Source organism: Maribacter sp. PR66 (assembly GCF_028464205.1).
GTDB lineage: Bacteria > Bacteroidota > Bacteroidia > Flavobacteriales > Flavobacteriaceae > Maribacter > Maribacter flavus.
On the sequence record NZ_JAQPCH010000001.1, the window covers coordinates 1,068,649 to 1,088,682 of the forward strand.

General features: G+C 42.3%; 18 protein-coding genes. 5 read left to right on the forward strand and 13 right to left on the reverse strand.

The genetic code is table 11. From position 1 onward, the window contains the following. Positions 1-7 precede the first annotated feature (7 nt). From PP181_RS04640 to PP181_RS04645, 3 genes are read left to right on the forward strand one after another with little or no spacing between them, the layout of a single operon-like run. Positions 8-1,066: an NAD(P)/FAD-dependent oxidoreductase gene (locus PP181_RS04640; protein WP_272636144.1), complete on the forward strand. Its 1,059-nt coding sequence runs from the start codon at positions 8-10 to the stop codon at positions 1,064-1,066. Positions 1,067-1,105: 39 nt separating this feature from the next. Next, on the forward strand, positions 1,106-1,459 hold the full coding sequence (locus PP181_RS17730) for a four helix bundle protein (protein WP_419776360.1): 354 nt from the start codon (positions 1,106-1,108) through the stop codon (positions 1,457-1,459). A 36-nt stretch (positions 1,460-1,495) separates the two neighbouring features. Continuing rightward, the gene (locus PP181_RS04645; protein WP_272636145.1) at positions 1,496-1,825 is read left to right on the forward strand and encodes a 2Fe-2S iron-sulfur cluster-binding protein; all 330 of its coding nucleotides are present in this window, start codon (positions 1,496-1,498) and stop codon (positions 1,823-1,825) included. A 251-nt stretch (positions 1,826-2,076) separates the two neighbouring features. Here PP181_RS04645 and PP181_RS04650 read toward each other — a convergent pair whose 3' ends face one another. The 4 genes from PP181_RS04650 to PP181_RS04665 form a co-directional block, all read right to left on the reverse strand. Further along, positions 2,077-3,816, reverse strand: coding sequence for an ABC transporter ATP-binding protein (locus tag PP181_RS04650; RefSeq protein ID WP_138256994.1), 1,740 nt, complete (start codon positions 3,814-3,816; stop codon positions 2,077-2,079). 108 nt (positions 3,817-3,924) lie between these two features. Further along, complete coding sequence (locus PP181_RS04655) at positions 3,925-4,599, reverse strand: ABC transporter ATP-binding protein (RefSeq protein WP_154918537.1); 675 nt, start codon at positions 4,597-4,599, stop codon at positions 3,925-3,927. A gap of 28 nt (positions 4,600-4,627) precedes the next feature. Continuing rightward, positions 4,628-5,890 (reverse strand): ABC transporter permease, encoded by a 1,263-nt coding sequence (locus PP181_RS04660; protein ID WP_272636146.1) that lies wholly within the window; start codon positions 5,888-5,890, stop codon positions 4,628-4,630. Then, entirely contained in the window at positions 5,887-6,882 is a 996-nt protein-coding gene (locus tag PP181_RS04665) for an efflux RND transporter periplasmic adaptor subunit (protein WP_240042649.1), read from the reverse strand. The genes PP181_RS04660 and PP181_RS04665 overlap by 4 nt, the downstream gene beginning before the upstream one ends. A 261-nt stretch (positions 6,883-7,143) precedes the next feature. Between PP181_RS04665 and PP181_RS04670 the strand changes: the two genes are divergently transcribed. After that, positions 7,144-9,324 carry an acylase gene (locus tag PP181_RS04670; protein WP_272636147.1) on the forward strand — a complete coding sequence of 727 codons (2,181 nt, stop codon included), beginning with the start codon at positions 7,144-7,146 and terminating at the stop codon, positions 9,322-9,324. A 70-nt stretch (positions 9,325-9,394) separates the two neighbouring features. Here the strand turns inward: PP181_RS04670 and PP181_RS04675 are convergent, their stop codons facing one another. The 7 genes from PP181_RS04675 to PP181_RS04705 all read right to left on the reverse strand — a co-directional run bounded on the left by PP181_RS04675 (position 9,395) and on the right by PP181_RS04705 (position 16,215). Further along, positions 9,395-10,429, reverse strand: coding sequence for an agmatine deiminase family protein (locus PP181_RS04675; protein ID WP_272636148.1), 1,035 nt, complete (start codon positions 10,427-10,429; stop codon positions 9,395-9,397). A 5-nt stretch (positions 10,430-10,434) separates the two neighbouring features. Continuing rightward, entirely contained in the window at positions 10,435-11,319 is an 885-nt protein-coding gene (locus tag PP181_RS04680) for a carbon-nitrogen hydrolase (RefSeq protein WP_272636150.1), read from the reverse strand. Positions 11,320-11,421: 102 nt separating this feature from the next. Further along, positions 11,422-12,234, reverse strand: coding sequence for a hypothetical protein (locus PP181_RS04685; RefSeq protein ID WP_317129162.1), 813 nt, complete (start codon positions 12,232-12,234; stop codon positions 11,422-11,424). Then, positions 12,161-13,228 (reverse strand): dipeptidase, encoded by a 1,068-nt coding sequence (locus PP181_RS04690; RefSeq protein ID WP_154918031.1) that lies wholly within the window; start codon positions 13,226-13,228, stop codon positions 12,161-12,163. The genes PP181_RS04685 and PP181_RS04690 overlap by 74 nt, the downstream gene beginning before the upstream one ends. 1 nt (position 13,229) lies before the next feature. After that, positions 13,230-14,342, reverse strand: coding sequence for a D-TA family PLP-dependent enzyme (locus tag PP181_RS04695; protein WP_272636151.1), 1,113 nt, complete (start codon positions 14,340-14,342; stop codon positions 13,230-13,232). Between the two features lie 83 nt (positions 14,343-14,425). Then, positions 14,426-14,887, reverse strand: a complete 462-nt coding sequence (locus PP181_RS04700; RefSeq protein ID WP_154918033.1) for a RidA family protein — start codon at positions 14,885-14,887, stop codon at positions 14,426-14,428. A gap of 11 nt (positions 14,888-14,898) precedes the next feature. Continuing rightward, positions 14,899-16,215, reverse strand: a complete 1,317-nt coding sequence (locus tag PP181_RS04705; RefSeq protein WP_272636152.1) for a gluconate:H+ symporter — start codon at positions 16,213-16,215, stop codon at positions 14,899-14,901. Between the two features lie 183 nt (positions 16,216-16,398). On the opposite strand from PP181_RS04705, the gene PP181_RS04710 reads away from it, so the two are divergent. Continuing rightward, positions 16,399-17,655 (forward strand): aminotransferase class V-fold PLP-dependent enzyme, encoded by a 1,257-nt coding sequence (locus PP181_RS04710; protein ID WP_272636153.1) that lies wholly within the window; start codon positions 16,399-16,401, stop codon positions 17,653-17,655. 1 nt (position 17,656) lies between these two features. On the opposite strand, the gene PP181_RS04715 is transcribed toward PP181_RS04710, so the two are convergent. Both PP181_RS04715 and PP181_RS04720 read right to left on the reverse strand, forming a co-directional pair. After that, positions 17,657-18,787 carry an acyltransferase family protein gene (locus PP181_RS04715; RefSeq protein WP_272636154.1) on the reverse strand — a complete coding sequence of 377 codons (1,131 nt, stop codon included), beginning with the start codon at positions 18,785-18,787 and terminating at the stop codon, positions 17,657-17,659. Between the two features lie 73 nt (positions 18,788-18,860). Next, a complete protein-coding gene (locus tag PP181_RS04720; protein WP_272636155.1) occupies positions 18,861-20,033 on the reverse strand; it encodes a helix-turn-helix domain-containing protein in 1,173 nt (390 codons plus the stop codon). Between the last annotated feature and the right edge of the window lies 1 nt (position 20,034).

Genomic DNA, 20,034 nt, shown 5'->3' on the forward strand with positions numbered 1-20,034 from the left:
GCTTTTCATGATTAAAACAGATATACTTATTATAGGGGCCGGTCCAACAGGCCTCTTTGCCGTTTTTGAGGCAGGATTATTACAATTAAAGTGTCACCTAATCGATGCATTGCCACAGGCAGGCGGACAATGTTCCGAAATTTATCCTAAAAAGCCCATCTATGATATTCCAGGTTTTCCGGAAGTTCTTGCTGGGGATTTGGTGGACAATCTCATGGAACAAATCAGGCCTTTCCAACCCGGTTTTACCTTGGGCGAAAGGGCTGAAACCATTGAAAAATTGGAGGACGGTTCTTTTGTTGTTACCACCAATAAGGGAACCCAACATAATGCCCCAATCGTAGCCATTGCAGGCGGACTAGGTAGTTTTGAGCCAAGAAAACCGCTATTGGAGAACCTTGGGGATTACGAGGACAATGGGGTTTCCTATATTATCAAGGATCCAGAAGCCTTTCGAAACAAGCGCGTTGTCATAGCCGGTGGCGGGGACTCCGCCCTGGATTGGAGTATTTTCTTGGCCGATGTAGCTTCTGAAGTCACTTTGGTACATAGAAGGAACGAGTTTCGAGGCGCTTTGGATTCGGTGGAGAAAGTGCAGCATCTCAAGAACCAAGGAAAGATAAATTTGATAACACCAGGGGAAATCGTTGGTCTTAACGGGAACGGAAAACTGGAATCCGTGGTGATCCGAAAGACTTCAAATGCCGCGGAAGATATTACTTTAGAGGTGGATAACTTCATTCCGCTTTTTGGATTGTCCCCTAAATTGGGACCCATTGCGGACTGGGGCTTGGAAATAGAAAAGAACGCCATTAAAGTAGATACGTTTGACTACCAGACCAATGTACCAGGAATTTATGCCATTGGAGACGTAAATACCTACCCCGGTAAATTAAAACTGATTCTTTGTGGTTTTCATGAAGCCACTTTGATGTGCCAAAGTGCCTATCAAAGAATTTTCCCAGATAAAAAATACGTGATGAAATATACCACTGTGGGGGGTGTTAGTGGTTTTGATGGTTCCAAAAAAGAAGCTCCCAAAGCAGTAATAAAAGCGATTGATTGATTTTAGGAAGTAGTACTTAGGAAACAGAGATCAGTAATAATGGCCGTTCAAAAATATCAGGATTTATTGGTGTGGCAAAAATCACAAGATTTTGCAATTTCGATATATAAATCCTTTTCAGGCTTAAAGGACTACTTCTATAAAGACCAGACCTTCAGGGCTTCCGTTTCAATTTCCAATAATTTAGTAGAGGGTTTTGACCGAAGAACCAATGTTGATTTCATAAGATTTCTTTACATTGTCACAAGTTCCAATAGTGAAGTTAGGTCTATGTTGTACTTATCCCAAAGGTTGAACTTTTTAAATAGTAGCGAAACACAAAAGTTAATAGATAGTTCGAATGAAATTTCAAGAATGATTTATGGATTAATCAATTCTATGAAAAACGACTAGTCTCCTAATTCCTAACCTCTAATTCCTAACTCCTTTATGGATATAAAAATCAAAATAATCGACCGTGATGGTGTCCTCCACGAAATAGACGCACCCACAGATATGAACATGAACCTGATGGAGGTGGTGCGTTCCTATGAATTGGCTCCTGAAGGAACTATTGGAATCTGTGGCGGTATGGCCATGTGTGCATCCTGTCAATGTTATGTAAAATCTGACCATCACTTACCGGAGAAAAGTGATGATGAGGAAGCGATGTTAGCGGAGGCATTCAACGTACGCGAAAATAGTCGATTGGGTTGTCAATTGCATATTTCGGAGGATATGGACGGACTGGAAGTTGAGCTTGCCCCTGAGGAACTCTAATAAATTCAAATTCATGAGTCAAGTTCAAATCAAGTTCAAGCCCAAGTACAAGAATCAATTACAAAGGCAAACAAGAATTTAATTTTGTACTAGAAACTAGAAACTAGAAACTAGAAACTAGAAACTGAAAGTTACTTTTCAGAATAATTTATACTGAATTTGTATTTGGGTTTAAGTTTGTATTTTTTCAACCATCAACCATCAACCATCAACCATCAACCATCAACCATCAACCATCAACCATCAACCAACTATATCCTCGCCTGATACGTAAACAGATTGTAATACCTACCTTCTTTAGCAATCAATTCCTCATGGGTGCCCAGCTCGGCAATACGACCGTTTTCTATGACCAATATCTGGTTCGCTTTTCGAATGGTGCTAAGACGATGGGCGATTACGAAAGTGGTTCGTCCTTTGGTAAGTTCGGCCAAGCTTTTTTGAATCAGGGATTCACTTTCGGTATCCAGATTAGAGGTGGCCTCGTCCAAGATCAATATTCTCGGGTTGGCCAAAATGGCCCGGGCAATGGCAATGCGCTGACGCTGACCACCGGATAGTTTTACGCCACGTTCCCCGATTATCGTATCCAATCCTTTTTCGAATCTATCTGTAAACTCGTTTACATAGGCCGCTTTGACCGCTTCTGTTAGTTCTTCTTCTGTGGCATTGGGCCGTGGGAAAAGTATATTTTCGCGTATGGTACCCTCGAAGAGAAAATCGTCCTGTAAGACCACCCCCAGAAATTGTCTAAAGCTGGTCAAATCGATTTTGGCCAAGTCCTGGCCATCAATGGTAATCATTCCAGAATCAGGATTCAAAAAGCTGGCCGCCAAACCTGCAATGGTCGATTTTCCGGAACCAGAACTTCCCACCAAAGCGATTACGTCCCCGGCCTTGGCCTCAAAACTGATATTGTGCAATACGTCCTTATCCTCCTCATAGGCAAAAGACACATCTTCAAAGCGCATATCCCCTTTAATCTCGGTCAGTTCTAGGGTTCGTTGTTTGTCATCGGCTTCCGTCATTTCGTTCATGAGTTCTTCGGTACGGTCCAATCCTGCCAAGGCTTCGGTCAGCTGACTTCCAATATTGCTCATCTGTACAATAGGGGCTACCATGAGTGCCAGTAAAAAGGTAAACTCAAAATATTCGCCCGTGGTGAGTTCGCCCTGCATCATTTTGTACCCCCCATAACCCATCATAATCCCCGTTGTGGCCAAACCTAAAAGAAAGGTAGAGGAACTGGTCATTACTGCGGTAGCCGTTAGGCTTTTCTTCACGTTTTTATAAAGCCGCTCCACACCATCTTCAAAAACTTTGGCTTCCTGTGCTTCGGCGTTGAACCCCTTAATCACCCTGATTCCGCCAAGCGTTTCTGTCAATCGGCCTTTTACTTCCGCATTTATCTTGCCCCTGTCCCTAAAAACAGGGCGTATGATTTTAAAGGCTTTTAGAGCGATGACCGCAAAAAGAATCAAGGGAATAAAGGTCAACAGGGTCATTGTGGCACTGATTCGTAACAAGAGGATCAATGACCCCACTGCGGTCAAAGTACCTCCTACCAATTGGACCAATCCTGTACCGATGAGGTTGCGAACCCCTTCCACATCGCTCATAATTCTTGAAACCAATGAGCCAGACTTGGTATTGTCAAAGAACCGGATAGGCAAAGCCAATACCTTTTTTTGAACCTGCGCCCGCAATTCCGAAATCATGTATTGGGCCTGTATACTGAGAACTTTGGTGAGAAGAAACGACATTACTGCTTGGACCAAAAATGAAAGGATGACTACGGTTACGAGTAACTTTAAAAAGTCGTATTTTTTATTGGGTACTACGTCATCCAAAAAATAGCGCAAGGATATGGGAGCCACAAAACTGGCCGCTTTACTTATTACGATTAATAGCAACCCGATCAAAACCAATTTTCTCCTAGGCCAAATGATGGTCTTAAATGCCTGTAGAATACTTACTTTTTTATCTGCCATAGTACAAAAATACCTTTTTATGGGGATGTGTAATGAATGGAGTACGATAGAGGTAGTTTTTCTATCAATACACTTTGCTTGGAAAGGTTTCAACCTCTTCTGATATCGTCAACTTATAATCCGGCCATCCTCCATTTCTATGATTCGGTCTGTACGTTGTGCAAAATCATTGTCGTGAGTAACTATCAAGAGAGAAAGACCTTCTTCAATGGAAAGCCGTCTGAAAATATTAAATACATTTTCAGAATTATGGCTATCAAGATTACCTGTAGGTTCATCGCCCATAAGAATCGTTGGATTGTTGATTAGTGCCCTAGCTATGGCTACGCGCTGTTTTTCTCCGCCCGATATTCGTGAAGCCTTTTGCTCTGCTAAATGGCCTATATGAAGCATTTCCAATTTCTCTCGTGCGTTTTGCTCTATTTCTTTTTGGGATTTTTCTGCAAGTTTTTTAGCTGGCAACATCACGTTTTCAATAACACTAAATTCCGATAACAAATAATGAAATTGAAAAACAAAACCAATATTCCTGTTGCGTATCCGTGATAGTTCCTCTTTGGAATTTCCGGTAATAAGCTGCTCATTTAAAAACAGTTCTCCGGTATATTCCGTGTCCATAGTAGAAAGAATATAGAGCAAGGTAGATTTTCCACAACCGGACTTCCCGACTATGGAAGCAAATTCACCTTCCTTAATTTTAAAGGAAATATCTTTAAGCACATGAAAGTCCTTGGGCTTATAAAAATGTTTGTCAATGTTTCTTGTTTCCAGGACCAAACTCATCTTTTTCAAAATATTACTTTGTTTAACCTCATGTGCCCCTAATTATTTTGACCGGATCAATATTTTTCGCTTTGTTGGCGGGAAGATATCCAGCAATAAAAGTAGAGAGTAGGGCAAAAACGATACCTATTATGTAATATAAAGGACTATAATTTATAGGATAAGTTTTGATAGTTGGCAATGCCTCAGTTTCAAACGGTGTATTATCAATCAAAGCAGAAAGGCTAAATCCAACCAAGAGACCCAAAATGCCTCCCATGAATCCTATGATAACTGCTTGACTGATGAAGATAAGTGCTACGTCGTTTCCCGAAAACCCGGTGGCTTTTAAAATGGCAATATCCTTCATTTTTTCATATATGAGCATGTTGAGAATGTTGTATATTCCAAAACCCGCTACAATCAATAAGGTTATGGAAACAGCATAGGTTATCAAGTTTCTTATATTGGAACCCGTTTCAAACTGAGCATTGGCTTCTTTAATATCTATCGCTTTGATATCAAATTGTCGCTCTAATCTTTTTGCCATTGTTGGAGCCAATTCTATATCAAAAAGTTTAATATGTATATCCGTGATGTAGTTTTCGGGTTGTCCCAATATTCGTTGGGCTGTCTTTAGGTTCACGTAGCTTTGTGCATTGTCGATCTCTGCCAATCCACTTTGATAAATCCCTACGATTTTTAGCGGGAAAATGTCGCCAGACACCGTACTAACCTGTATACGGTCTCCTACGGTAAGAGTCATTTTGTCCGCCAACCCAGCTCCCAAAAGAATTCCGTTGGCATTGTTCCTAAGGGCTTCTGGGCTACCTTTTACTATGTAGTCTTTAATATTGGAGAGTCTGGCTTCCTCCATAATATCAGCGCCTATCAACATTCCTCCAAGTTCAATGGAACCTGATAGATAGAATATTTGTGTCTGTAGTTGAGGTGTGGCCCCTTTGACGGCATCATCGGTCTTTAAATACTGTAGAATAGGTAGCGCATTATGGATTTTTTTTTGGCTTTCCTTGGGTTTTATGGAGTTAATTACATTAAAGGTATTTTCAAAATCTGCGTATAAGGAAACTGGTTGCTTTTTGGAAGGTTCTATTTCGTTATACAATCTGATATGGGGTGTCCGGTTTAGCGTGAGTCCATCCAATAAGTTGTTCAAGCCGGTCATGAAGCCTGCCATGGTAATGTAGGCCCCTATCCCAAAAGTAACACCTAAGGCCGCTGTCACCGTACTTTTCATCTTGGTTAGTAGATGTGTTTTGGCTATTCCTATTATTACGCTCCAATTTATCATTCTATGGGTTTTAGGATAGCTGTATTTTCGTCTATCCCCTCGAGGATTTCGATTAGTTCAAGACTCTGAAGACCAATTTTTAAGGTTACTGGGCCATCCTCTGTTTGTACTTGATTTCCTTTGTTGAGGTAGGATTTGGGTATAGTCAATACTTCATTTTTTTGTGCAATGATGATATTGCCTTCCCCTGCCAATCCAGGATATAGGACTGCTGGAGGGTCAATAAAAGAAGCCTCAACCTTAAAGGTTTGGGAGCGTTGATCTTTCTTTGGATAAATTTTGTAAACATTGGCTTCAAAAACTTCGTTTTTGTATGAGTCCAAGATGACCAGTACTTTTTGTCCTCTGGAAAGTTTTACTATGTCTACCTCGTCTACCAACATTTCTATTATAAAAGTATCACTGCTACCTACCGTAGCAATGGGTTCCATCGTATTTACAATTTCCCCGGGTTCTTTAAACAAGGCGTACACTTTTCCGTTTATGTTGCTCTCTATTGTAAAATCTTGGGTATTGCTCTGCGCTGTAATGTAATTGTTACGTGCTTGTTGCCATTGTGTAGTGAGCTCATTTTTGGTTCGTTGGTAACGATTGATGGTTAAACGAAAGTTGTTCTGGGAGAGCTCATAGGCTAATTTTCTATTCTCATACTGTGCTTTGGAACCAATTTGCTGCTCCCAAAGCCTTTTTTGCCTAAAATAGTTGACGGAGTCGTTTTCCAAGGATAATTTTGCTGACTTTATTTCGTCTTCCAAGGCCTTTAAAACGCCAGAACTACCCTGATAATTTTCTTCCGCCAATTGAAAGTTCAATCTTGCATTTTCCGCATTGAGTTCCGGTGCCGTGTTAACAATCTGGACTAAGGGAAATCCTTTAGGAACCAAGTCTCCTTCCTCTACCAAGTTTCTATGCAGAATTCCAGAAACGGATGCATACGCTTGGTATAAACTGTCCGGTTGTACAGTTACGGAGGCATAGACTGATTCTGTCATGGCCATTTTTTTCGGGTAGATTTTTTCGATTTTTTCTCCACATGAAAACAACCATAACATGGCGAACAATAGAATGCTTTTTTTTAAAAAGGGATATCTAAAATAGTTTGTAAACATAATAACCTATGATAATGGACATGTTAGTTCAAAATCTGTATCCAAACCTACATTAATTCCTATTTCATAAATATGACCATGGTCATATACTTTTTGAATAAGGGCATACAATTATGTATCTTCCAGTTCGTAAATATTAAAAATATGAATAAAGTATTTTTTCTCGTTTTTGCATTTTTACTATTTGCCTGTAAATCAAGTAAAGAAAAGAATTCAGAAGTTGAAAAATGGAAGGTCCAGGCTTCCCAAATCGAAATCATTCGTGATGATTTTGGTGTGCCCCATATTTATGGCAAGACCGATGCAGATGCCGTTTTTGGATTGCTTTATGCCCAATGTGAGGACGATTTCAACCGTGTGGAACAGAATTATATTTGGGCAACCGGTAGGTTGGCCGAAGTTGAGGGTGAGGATGCCATTTACAGCGATTTAAGGGCGAAACTTTTTATGACCGAAGAAGAGGCCAAGGCCAATTACGAAAAAAGTCCGGAGTGGTTGAAAAAATTGTGCGACGCCTTTGCCGATGGTATCAATTATTACCTGTATACCCACCCCGAAGTGAAACCTCAATTATTGACCCGGTTCGAACCTTGGATGTCCATGTATTTTAGTGAAGGAAGTATCGGTGGGGATATCGAACGTATTTCTACACGAAAAATCGAGTCTTTTTATGAGAGTGGGATGGAACTTCCTGAAATGGAGTTGTTGGAAATACATAAGCAGGAAGAAATGACGGAACCACAAGGCTCCAATGGAATAGCGATATCGGGTTCATTAACGGAATCGGGCAACCCCATGTTATTGATCAATCCGCACACTTCCTTTTATTTTAGGGGAGAGGTTCACGTGGTCAGCGAAGAGGGACTGAATGCTTATGGTGCTGTTACCTGGGGACAGTTTTTTGTATATCAGGGCTTCAATGAAAAAACAGGTTGGATGCACACATCTACCTATACCGATGTTATGGACGAATTCAAGGAGACCATTGTAAAGAACGACGGAAAATTGTACTACCAATATGGGGAGGAGCTGCGGCCGGTAGATTCCACATCGGTAACCTTAAAATATACATCGGATAGGGGGATCAAGGAACGTACCTTCCCCATGTACCGTACCCACCACGGACCTATCACGCATGCCGTTGATGGTCAATGGACGGCATCGGCGATGATGTGGGAACCGGTCAAGGCTTTGGAGCAGTCGTATATTCGCACTAAACAGGATGGGTATGATGGTTTTCGAAAGATGATGGACATTCGCACCAATTCCTCCAACAATACGGTCTATGCCGACGCCGAGGGAAATATCGCCTACTTCCACGGTAATTTTATTCCGAAGCGGGATGTCAGCTTTGATTATTCTGAACCTGTAGATGGGAGCAACCCCCAAACCGATTGGCAGGGACTTCATACCGTGGATGAAAATATTTTGGTATTGAACCCGGAAAACGGATGGATACAGAATTGTAATTCAACCCCATATACCTCTGCTGCTGAATTTAGCCCAAAAAGAGAGGCGTATCCTTACTACATGTCCAAAGACCAGGAAAATTTTAGAGGGATTCATGCGATTGAATTATTGACTGATCGGAAAGGGTATACCATTGATAGCCTTATTCAATTGGCCCACGACCCTTATTTACCTGCTTTCAAGGCTTTGATTCCGGGACTGGTAAAAGCCTATAATTCCCAAGATGATAAAAATCCAAAATTGCAGGAACCCATAGAAATTCTTGAAGAATGGGATTATAAGACCTCGAAAGAATCCGTTGCCATGACCTTGGCGCATTATTATGGCACCGCCATGGGGCAGCGGGCCAACTACCCTCAAGGTCTCAGCGATATGGAACGGATGATTTATTTTGGCGAACACACGGATGAGGGCTTACGCATTTTTGAGGAAGTTGTCGATCAATTGATTTCGGATTTCGGTACTTGGAAAATGCCTTGGGGCGAGGTCAATCGCTATCAACGTCTGAACGGGGACATTGTTCAGGTATTTAACGACAGCCTGCCAAGCGTGGGAGTTGGATTTGCCTCCGGTCGTTGGGGTGCTTTGGCGGCGTATGGGGCTAGATATACTACCCCAGATGCAAAAAATATATACGGTACAAGGGGCAATAGTTTTGCCGCAGTAGTGGAATTTGGTGACCAAGTGAAAGCCAAGACCATTTTGGCGGGGGGACAAAGTGGCGACCCGGCTTCACCGCATTTTGATGACCAAACGGAACGCTACATCAATATTGATTGGAAAGATGCCGCTTATTATAGGGAAGATGTTTTGAAAAGGGCTACAAAAACCTATCGGCCTGGAGAAAGAAGGTAATCTCTTTTGATAACAAGTTAGTCGGTCCATTTGTTTTTGAGCTTGAACTTGACACTTGAACTTGTATTTATTACCTCGGAATTTGTTGGCTCAAACAGTGCAACGTTCCAAAGCCCCAAATCAAATCGATACAATTGATGCCAATGATTTCCCGATCCGGGAAACAATCGGATAGTATATTGAGTGCCAAACGGTCTTTGGGATCATTAAATGTTGGGACCAATACGGCACCGTTTATGATTAAAAAGTTCGCATAACTGGCCGGAAGTTCCAAACCTTCAAATAGGATGGTTTTTGGCATGGGCAATTCCACTACCTTCAAAGGGGAACCATCTTCCAAAACTGCTTTTTGGAGACTTTTCAGATTTTCTTGCAGCGGTTTGTAATTTTTGTTTTTAGGGTCGGTTTCCACTACGGTTACGACTGTATCGGCATTAACAAATCGGCATAAATCATCTACATGGCCGTGGGTATCGTCCCCTTGGACTCCATCGCCCAACCAAATGGTATTTGTAACGCCAAAGTACTCCTCGAATATGGCTTCGTAATCGGCTTTGGTGAATCCTACATTACGGACCTGAATGGAGGGGTGCAATAGGCATTCTTCGGTCGTAATCAACGTACCTTTTCCATTGACTTCCAGGGCACCACCTTCCAAAATCACTTTTTTACCTTTATAGGTGACTTGGGTCATAGGAACATTCAAATGTTTGGCCACTAAAGAAGGGACGTGTTTGTCCAATTGCCAATTATTGTATTTGGCCCAGCCATTGAAGTTTAAATTCAGTGCTTCCCATTGCGTTCCATTTTTGACCATAATGGGTCCGGAATCACGCATCCAGCTGCGATTGGTTTTATGTACAATAAAAGATACTTTGGAAAGGTCAACATGGGCCATTTCGAGCATTTCAGTTACGTTCTTGCGATGCGCTTCAGATGCGACCACCAAAAAAACGGTCTCAAAGGCTGATACTTTTTTTATATACTCCACAAAGGCCCATTTAATAGCCCCGAATTTACCCGGCCAGTCCTTCCCATTATGTGGGAAACAAAGCAAAACACCTTTCTGTTGTTCCCATTCTGCGGGAAATCTTCTTTTGCCCATATAGCTTAATCCAAGGCTCTTTTGGTTAGTTCCCCAAAGGCATCGATTCGCCTATCCCTAAAAAAGGGCCAGTTTTGGCGAACATTCTCTTGAAGGGCCAAATCCACTTCGGCCATCAGTATTTCTTCCTTGTCATGGGAGGCCAAGGCCAATATTTCGCCTTGTGGTCCACAGATAAATGATTTTCCCCAGAATTCGATGCCATCCGTATCCGGGATATATTTTTCAAGACCTATCCGGTTGGCCGCAGCTACAAAGATGCCATTGGCGACCGCGTGTCCCTTCATCACGTTCATCCATGCCCCGTATTGGTTTTCCCCGTATTGGGCTTTTTCAGCAGGATGCCAGCCAATTGCAGTGGGGTAAAACAATACTTCGGCACCTTTTAAGGCGGTCAATCGGGCCGCTTCCGGATACCATTGGTCCCAACAGATCAATGTTCCAATATTTCCCTTTTTTGTACCGATGGATTGAAAGCCCAAATCCCCGGGGGTAAAGTAAAATTTCTCGTAAAAATGGGGATCGTCCGGAATATGCATTTTGCGGTACAGGCCTGCTTGGCTTCCATCGGTATCAATGATGTAGGCACTGTTGTGGTAGATGCCGGACATTCTTTTTTCAAAAAAAGGAACGATGATCACTACACCCAAATCCTTGGCCAAGGCACTGAAAGCTGTAAAGGAAACATCGCCCAAAGGTTCGGCTATGGAAAAATTTTCCACATCCTCGCTCTGGCAAAAGTAGTGACTGCTATACAGTTCAGGGAGACAGATAACTTCGGCCCCTTGGTGCGCGGCCTTTTTAATCCACTCCATACATTTTTTCCGATTTTCATCGGCGGTATTATTCAAATTGAGCTGTATAACGGCGACTTTGTAATTCTTTGACATCTAAAAATGATTGTTTTGAAAATTAAAGATATTAAATAGAAGATGAATGCCCCAGATTAAAGGAGCAATTAAACCTAATTTATAAATTTCCAGAGGTACGGGTTATTCTTTGGTAACGATTAGTGTGGCTTTTGAGCCCGTGGATAACAACCACTTGTTGGAATATAGGAGCTGTCCTTTTTCATCGTATACATCCACTTGGGCCGTATTTGGTGCGGAAGAACCGTGGTTCAATGCCTCAAAGTCTATTTTGTTGAACCCTGACTGTAGGTCTACGTTGACCCCTTTAAAGGCTCCTGTCAACAAAAGGTTGTATTCGACCACTACATCATTGACATAGATCTTGACCCGATCACCATCCACATATTCGTGGTCCCTGCAAACGATGCCTATAAATTTTCCATTACTCTTGATATCACCAAGATATTGGTCCGGGAAGAATTGGCCCGACCCGTTCATGCGCTCGCCTGGGCCAATGCGCGGATCTATCTTAAGTCCCGTTCCTGCTTGTACGAGTTCTTCGTCCGGAAGCATTTTCACTGGATTTTTAGTGGTCATATCCAGTTTGGGCTGTTCCTTTATGACCGATGGAATGTTCAGAACACTGCCGGAATTAGTGGTACCCGAATTATCGATAGGGTTGACCGATTCAATCTTCAAGGGTTTCTGCGTAGGTAGGTCCGTTTGGGCCTGAATCCACCCAAAAGACAAAAGGCAAAGGAAACTAGTAAATGAATTACGTCCGTTCATTAGGATATCCATAATCGGAATAAAGATAGCAAATACCCTGCCACAGGGACTTAACGGGGTGTTAAATTCGATTATCGTAACCCTTGCCTTCTTAATCCGGTAAATGTTCCTGTAGGAAGCGAACGAAATTTCCGTGCATGATATTTTCGATGTCCGTTTTTGCATAGCCTCTTTTTTCCAACATACCCGGAATTTTTTGTAGATCGGCAATGGTATCGATATCTTTTGGTGACTGTTCCAAACCAAAACCACCGTCCAAATCGGTCCCGATTCCAACATGTTCCGAGTTTCCGGCCAACTGGCAAACATGGTCAATGTTCTGAATGGTATGTTCCAAAGACACTCCGGTACTTTCTGGAGTTGACTTCCCACGAACCCAGTTGGGTACCATCATCCAAGCGTCCAATGCCATACCTATTACAGCCTTTCGGGTAATGAGTTCCTTGATCTGTTCGTCCGAAAACTGACGGTTATGATCCACAAATTTCCGGCAATTGTTATGACTGGCCCAAACCGGGCCTTCATATACGGCCATGGTCTCCCAAAAGCTTTGGTCGCACAGATGGGTCGCGTCCAGAATCAGGTTGAGCTTTTGGATTTCCTTTAGCAGTTCTTTTCCTTTGATGCCGATTCCTCCAACGGAATCCGTTCCATACGCATAGGTTCCCGGGCCGTAATGCGCAGGCCCAATGGCGCGCAGGCCCTCTTCAAAAGCGGTGTGGAGATACTCCATGGTAACAATGGAATCCGCACCTTCCAAACTCAAAATATAACCAATGGGCGAATTTGATTTATCTTGGTTCCATCGCTTGAAATGGTTCGTGAATTGGGTTTTTGACCGAATCTGAATCAGGTGTCCCTCTTTTTCCATCGCCCTGTACCAAGCCAATTGCCCTTGGGTCTGTGCCCAAGCTTGGTGTGGGGATTTCCATCCCAGTAAATTATTGCCAGGCTTTACATAACGGGCAATCTGTGTCGCCACACAGATACCTATGTTTCCCTTTCGCATTGCCTCAAAGGAAACCGTGTTCTTCCCCCGATCGGGCTTGTCCGTCATGCCTTTTTCACTGGCCCTGATGGCGGCAACGGACCATGTAAGATCTCGGTTCCACTCCATGGCGTTCATGGAAAGGTCTAAATGGGCATCCAGGATAAACATGCTAAATGGTAATTTTTTGGTTACGGGCGGCTACCTTCCATGCATCGGTAATGTGACCCTTGTCCACTACCAGAAGTTCGTCGTATTTGGCCACCGTGGGGCAAATATGTTTGGGTATCGCATAATGCTCCGAGCCTATTTCCATTACTTTCAGGTCATCATATTCCACGACCAAGTGCTCTTCAGATTGGCCAATTTGTCTTTCATGTCCCAAACTTAGAAACTCCACCCTTGGAAAGGGCATTTCCGGGGCAATGGATTTATGGCCCAGATCAAAACATAGGATGCCCGCTTTGGGCTTGCTAATGATCCTAGTGAACAATACGGCCGCGGGAAGAAAATTCATTTCGGGGAAAAGATTGCCGTAACCTGCATCCCATAAGAGCGTTGTACCCGGACTGGCTATGACGTTTTCCCTTTTACAATGAATGGGGAAAGTTGGTGATCCCCCGGCGATGATAATGGGGTTTGGAAGCTTGGCCTCCAAAATTCTTTCTTTCAATTCCAAGACCGAATCGAAGGCTTTTTCGCAATCCTGTTTTCTGGTATCAAAATCGGGATTTCTCAGATGACCATCGTATACGTGTAAGCCGAGAATTTTCAAATGGGGATTTACGGATACATATTCATATAATTGAAAGGCCTTTTCATCTGGGGCAATGCCCGTTCGGTTCATGCCCACGTTCAAATCGATATATAGGCTCATTTTGAGGTCATTCTCTCTTCCCGATGTTGCCAATGTATCGGCAATGGCAGAGGTATCCGTCAGTGCCGAAAACTTGGTATTGGGGAAGGTTTTCATCAAGGTGATAAATCGGTCTATATTGGCGCCCACGGGCTGCATGGCCAAAAGTACTTCGGGAGCACCGCAATTTCCCAGCAGTTCGGCTTCGGCGATGGTAGCGCATTTGAATTTTGTGATGCCACGTTCCAGTTGCATCTGAACGATTTCCGCACATTTATGGGTCTTGATATGGGGGCACAACTTCTTCGCATCCCCCGTCATACGTATCATCTCCTCAATGTTATGGATGATCCTCTCCTTATAGACCAATAAGGAGGGGGAAATGACCTTTGTACTATCCTTCAGCCGATACCATGTTTCTTCTCCCATAATTTTTAGTTAACAAATCGATATTTTAATACGTATGCGGGCAAGTTCATTAGTATTTCCAAAACAAATCCCTTAATAAGAGTTTATTTGTGAAGTTCAAACATTGCCTCGATTTCCACGGCGATACCTCCCGGAAGCATCATGCCCACGGCACTTCGTACGCCTACGCCATTTTCGGCACCAAATACATCGGACATTAATTCACTAAAACCGTTAATGACCAAGGGATGGTCCTGGAAATCTGGGGTACAGTTCACCATTCCCAGTGTTTTTACCAAGCGTTTAATTCGGTCTACCTCCCCAAAATGGGTAATGATGGTGGATAACATGGTCAGGCCAACGTGTCTTGCACCCAGCTTTCCTCCGGCCAAATCAAGGTCGTGGCCCACCCTTCCTTTGTAGAGCGACCCATCTTTTAAAACCGGTCCTTGACCGGAAACATATAAAAAATTATCGACCACCAATATAGGTCGGTATAGACCGGCCGGTGGGGGAGCAGGAGGAAGTTCCAGACCTAATTCCTGTATTTTTTTGGAGATACTCATTATACTATAATTTATATAAACTGATTCAAGATCAAAACACCTATAAGACCCATGACACCTACGGTCGTTTCCATCAAAGTCCATGATTTAATGGTATCCTTTATGGAAAGATTAAAGTACTCTTTAAATAACCAAAATCCGCTGTCATTTACATGCGAAAGCATAAGACTGCCAGATCCAATGGCCAACACCATAAGTTCCGCGCTGGTGCCCGTACCTTCGATCAGCGGCAGAACAATACCTGCAGCGGTCAACCCTGCGACCGTGGCCGATCCTACACAAACCCTTATGATCGTTGCGATCAACCATGCCAATATTAGCGGTGAAATGGAAGATCCGCTTAGGGCATTTCCAATATATTCGCTTACCCCACTATCTACCAATACCTGTTTTAAGGCACCTGCCCCGGCAATGATCAATAAAACCATGGTAATACCCTTTACGGCCTCACCAACGGTATCCATTACTTCCTTCATTGATTTTCCACGGGCCAAACCTAACGTGTAGATTGCTACCAATACCGAAAGAAGCATGGCCATCACTGGGTCCCCGCAAAAAACTAAAATAGAAGTTAGGAAGGAATCGGCAGGAAGAAAAAGTGCGGCCAGGGCCGCAATCGCCATTAGGATTACCGGAAGTAGGGCCGTATAAATACTGATTCCGGTTCCTGGCATTTCATCATCCGTAAGTATGGTGGGGTTCATCAATTCTTTTAAAGGGGAGGCCTTGATATTTTTCATTGTTCTGGACAAGAACGGTCCCGCTACCACTATAGCCGGAATGGCCACGATGATACCATACAGGAGCGTTTTGCTGATGTCCGCATTAAAAGTCGCCGCTATGGCCGTAGGGGCGGGATGCGGGGGAAGGTAGCCATGGGTAACTGAAAGGGAAGCAAGCATGGGAAGGCCCACATAAAGTAGTGGTAAACCTGTGGCTGCGGCAATCGTAAATACCAGGGGCACCAAAATCACAAAACCAACGGAATAGAACATGGGAATGCCCACAATAAAACCTGTGAGCACTACGGCCCATTGAATGTTCTTTTTCCCGAATTTATCCACCAACTTTGTGGTTATTCGTTGTGCGGCCCCACTTTCCGCAACCAGCTTGCCCAACATGGCGCCAAGCCCTAATATGAGAACGAGGAAGCCCAGTATGTTTCCAATACCTTTTTGAATGGAACTAACAACAGCAATGGGTTCCATTCCTTCGGTAATTCCCACAAAAAGGGAAACCAAAATAAAGGAGATAAAACCGTTGAGTTTGAATTTTGCGACCAAAAGGAACAAAAGAAGGATTCCAAGGACTACGATGACAAGAGGCATGGGTTGTTATTGGATTGGTTTGTAAACCCGAATATAAGATAATTTTTTAGGAGGAAGGTATCGCTTCCATGCCGATTCCATTTTCCTTAAAAAGTATAAATTTCCTGACCTATCCGTAATTTTTAAGGTTTGTAAAATGCAAGTGCTCCTTTTTTAATACTTTTAAGAAAAGACCCTATCCTGATGAACAAAAGAGATTTTATAAAGCAATTGGGTGGTGCGGCGCTCTTTTCCCCGTTTTTGGCACTTCCCCAGTACCCTTTGGAAGAATCCCAAACCCCCTATCCCAAAAATGAGGATGCTTTCTGGCAGCGGATACGCGAGGATTACTACCTAAAACCGGATTATATCAATCTGGAAAACGGCTACTATAACTTCATTCCAAAACCTACCATGGAAAAGTATATACGGCACATCCATATGGTGAACTATGAGGCCTCCTATTACATGCGTACGGTACAATGGGAAAATAAGGACAAGGTTAGGGACCGTTTGGCACAATTGGTAGGTGCTTCTCCAGAGGAACTGATTATCACAAGAAATACAACGGAGTCCTTGGATATGATCATTGGGGGTTATCCATGGCAAAAGAAAGACGAGGCCATCTTTGCACAACAGGATTATGGGGCCATGAAAGACCAGTTTGGTTTGGTGGCAAAAAGGTTTGGTGTTGTCAATAAGGTCGTTTCCCTTCCCAACCATCCGGCCTCCGATGAAGAAATCGTTTCCCTATACGAATCCCAAATAACCCCAAGGACGAAATTGTTGATGGTCTGCCACATGGTTAACATCACGGGACAAATCCTACCTATCAAGAAAATATGTGATATGGCCCATAGCCACGGGGTTGAGGTAATGGTAGACGGTGCGCATTGTGTTGGACATATTGATGTAAATATCGCGGAACTTGGGTGTGATTATTATGGCAGTAGCCTTCATAAATGGCTAAGTGTTCCTTTGGGCAGTGGCATGTTGTTCGTTGCAAAAAAACACATCGCCAAGATTTGGCCCCTTTTCGCTGACCATACGGATGAGGTGCCCGAAATCAGAAGACTTAACCATACGGGGACATTGCCCGTTCATACCGATTTGGCCATAGACGATGCTATAGATTATTTGGAAAATATCGGACTACAAAGAAAGGAAGACCGACTCCGTTATTTACAACGGTATTGGAGCGATGCAGTCCGAAACGTGGAACACATTGTGGTAAATACCCCTGTAGATCCCCACCGAAGCTGTGGTATTGCCAATGTTGGCATAGCACACATGAAACCGGCTCACTTGGCCAAAAGCTTGTTGGAAGAATTCAACATATTTACCGTAGCGATTGATTATGCCAATGTTCAGGGCTGTAGGATTACCCCAAATATTTATACGACCACCAAGGAACTTGATACGTTTATATTTGCTTTGAAGACATTGGCGAAGAGAGTATAGGTTATTGCTGTCGTTTCTTTTTTAAACCAAAGAAGGGCTGTAATAACGGAATTTTTAGAATTAAGAAATGATATATCAACCAACTAAATCCAAAAGTTCCCAAAACAAGAAGTGATGCCTTTGGAAATAGTCCCCAAGAAAGGTCCATTAAGAGGTAAGCCAAAACAATGGTGACTGTTTGGTGGAGGATGTAAAAAGGGTACACGGCCCTATTGGCATAGGAAAGAGGGTAACTTTTATGATTTAAATATTTTGCTGCAAACCCAAAAAGCACCATAATCCAAGACCAAATATTGCCTACTTTAAGTAATGCTTCGGTAAAATGGACCACGTATCCGTCTTCCAAAAATATCCAAATGAAAACTTGGCATAGAAAGGTGAAAACACCTATTAAAAGGGCTTTGAATTTTAATTCCTCCACAACTTTCCAAAATATATCTCCGGTAGAAATTAGAAGAAAGCCGTAAAAAAACAAGACCAAACTAAAGCTAAAGTTGAACCAGTCATCTATCAATGCGTGGGTTATGTCAAAAAAAGGTTCGACCAACGCTTCCAAAAGGTAGAGTGGCAAAACGAACCAATATATACCAAAGGGCTTGCCAATGATTTTTTTAATCCAATTGCTAAAACGGTTTTTGTTATTTCTTAGGTAAACGAACAAAGGCCCTAATAAAAGTGAAAAAACAAGTAGATAAGGCAGGAACCATAGGTGGTGCCAACTTATGTTGCCTACTGGATATACACCTTTAAAGGCAACCGAGGTAAAATACTCTAGATAAGATCCTGAAAATTGGTGTTTGGCCAATCGTTCCATATAAACTTGAGGCGGTACAATGAAGATCATACCGAATATAAGGGGTATCCCTAATCTTCTAATTCGTTCCCAACTGAACTGACCAAGATTTCTTTTAGAAAGGGCATAGTAGGTGCCCATGCCAGATATAACAAACAAGATAGGCAATCGCCATTGGTTTAAAAATAGCATGGGCCACTTTAACCAATCGTAAATCACATTGTTTTTGATATGCCATCCCCAGGGTACAAAAAACATTCCTACATGATAAAAAATAAGCAATGCGAATACGATAACCCTTAGCCAGTCCAAATCGTATCTCCTAATAGTGGTCTCCATGATTTACTTTTTCGGCAAATATCGACCTGACCTTAAAATGGACAAATTTTTAGGGTACGCTTACTGTCCTGAATTACAATTTTGGAGAAAAAGACCTTATATATGCGGATGGTGAAGTGCCTGTGTGCTTTTTAAATGCAGAATAAAACGCGGATTTCGACTTAAAACCCGCCATTGCTCCTATGGCCTCTATGGTCAAATTGGAAAAGCCGGGGTCTATCAATTTCCCTTGGGAGAAGACTATTCTTTTCTGATTGATAAAATCGTTAAAATTGGAATGTTTCCCTTGATTTATAATTTTTGATATATGGTTTGGATGAACTTTTAGAATAGTGGCCAAATCTTTTAATGAAGCATCTTGGAGAAGAAAATAATTGTTTTCATCTACGTAGGATTCAATACTTACAAGATTTAGGTTTGATTTAGACTGGCCAATGGTTTCATACTTGTCCGCAACCCAAGATTTTGCAAAAAACCGGGATTCCGATACTAAGACATAGGTTGTTAAAAATGCAAGACAGCTGTTGAAAATACCCAAGTAATGATCTCCTCCATCGTCATCAAATGAATAGAAGATTGAAAATATGAGCACCAGTAATATAAACAGAACTATAACCGTATTTCGTGTGAAAATATACTTACTGGATTTGTTCTTTACCCCAATTTCTTTTAATCTGGATTTTTCTTCCCATACCATTTTTAAGGACAATATTGTATAAAAAAGAAATGTGGCAAGTATCAGCCAATCAAAAATATCTTTTATGTAATGATAGCTGTAGTCAAAGGATTCCGGTATCCTGGCACTGGGAAACTTCGAATAATAGGCGCCAATATAAGCATTGTATTTCACCGATATTGGAGCCAAATAGAATGGAATCTGCGATACAAAATATCCTATTGGAAGAGTAAAGTGCCACCAATGTTTTTTGAAAGTAACATTCTCTCGTTTCAAGAAGCAGTAAATGGCCAGATAAAGTGTTGGTCCTATAGTTAAAACCAAGGCTTCTGTGGAATCGTTTAGAAACAGCACATATTTAATTTGACCTGTGTAGCAAACATAAACATCCAAAAAAATAAGGGCGGTAGCCAATATGGAAAACCCCAACCATTTAAGGCCAACATTGTTGCTGGAATTAAGAAGTAGTACAATTGACAGGAAGAAGCTTTGGACTACCCCCAAAAACAGTATGGTTGAAATAAGATTATGACGTATGGGAATGTTTTCGATTAGCCTGTCCAGTTCCACA

Bases quoted from the DNA above. Each gene is read 5' to 3' on its own strand.
- PP181_RS04640 (WP_272636144.1), top strand. From the start codon at position 8: ATGATTAAAACAGATATACTTATTATAGGGGCCGGTCCAACAGGCCTC.
- PP181_RS17730 (WP_419776360.1), top strand. From the start codon at position 1,106: ATGGCCGTTCAAAAATATCAGGATTTATTGGTGTGGCAAAAATCACAA.
- PP181_RS04645 (WP_272636145.1), top strand. From the start codon at position 1,496: ATGGATATAAAAATCAAAATAATCGACCGTGATGGTGTCCTCCACGAA.
- PP181_RS04650 (WP_138256994.1), bottom strand. From the start codon at position 3,816: ATGGCAGATAAAAAAGTAAGTATTCTACAGGCATTTAAGACCATCATT.
- PP181_RS04655 (WP_154918537.1), bottom strand. From the start codon at position 4,599: ATGAGTTTGGTCCTGGAAACAAGAAACATTGACAAACATTTTTATAAG.
- PP181_RS04660 (WP_272636146.1), bottom strand. From the start codon at position 5,890: ATGATAAATTGGAGCGTAATAATAGGAATAGCCAAAACACATCTACTA.
- PP181_RS04665 (WP_240042649.1), bottom strand. From the start codon at position 6,882: ATGACAGAATCAGTCTATGCCTCCGTAACTGTACAACCGGACAGTTTA.
- PP181_RS04670 (WP_272636147.1), top strand. From the start codon at position 7,144: ATGAATAAAGTATTTTTTCTCGTTTTTGCATTTTTACTATTTGCCTGT.
- PP181_RS04675 (WP_272636148.1), bottom strand. From the start codon at position 10,429: ATGGGCAAAAGAAGATTTCCCGCAGAATGGGAACAACAGAAAGGTGTT.
- PP181_RS04680 (WP_272636150.1), bottom strand. From the start codon at position 11,319: ATGTCAAAGAATTACAAAGTCGCCGTTATACAGCTCAATTTGAATAAT.
- PP181_RS04685 (WP_317129162.1), bottom strand. From the start codon at position 12,234: ATGCAAAAACGGACATCGAAAATATCATGCACGGAAATTTCGTTCGCT.
- PP181_RS04690 (WP_154918031.1), bottom strand. From the start codon at position 13,228: ATGTTTATCCTGGATGCCCATTTAGACCTTTCCATGAACGCCATGGAG.
- PP181_RS04695 (WP_272636151.1), bottom strand. From the start codon at position 14,342: ATGGGAGAAGAAACATGGTATCGGCTGAAGGATAGTACAAAGGTCATT.
- PP181_RS04700 (WP_154918033.1), bottom strand. From the start codon at position 14,887: ATGAGTATCTCCAAAAAAATACAGGAATTAGGTCTGGAACTTCCTCCT.
- PP181_RS04705 (WP_272636152.1), bottom strand. From the start codon at position 16,215: ATGCCTCTTGTCATCGTAGTCCTTGGAATCCTTCTTTTGTTCCTTTTG.
- PP181_RS04710 (WP_272636153.1), top strand. From the start codon at position 16,399: ATGAACAAAAGAGATTTTATAAAGCAATTGGGTGGTGCGGCGCTCTTT.
- PP181_RS04715 (WP_272636154.1), bottom strand. From the start codon at position 18,787: ATGGAGACCACTATTAGGAGATACGATTTGGACTGGCTAAGGGTTATC.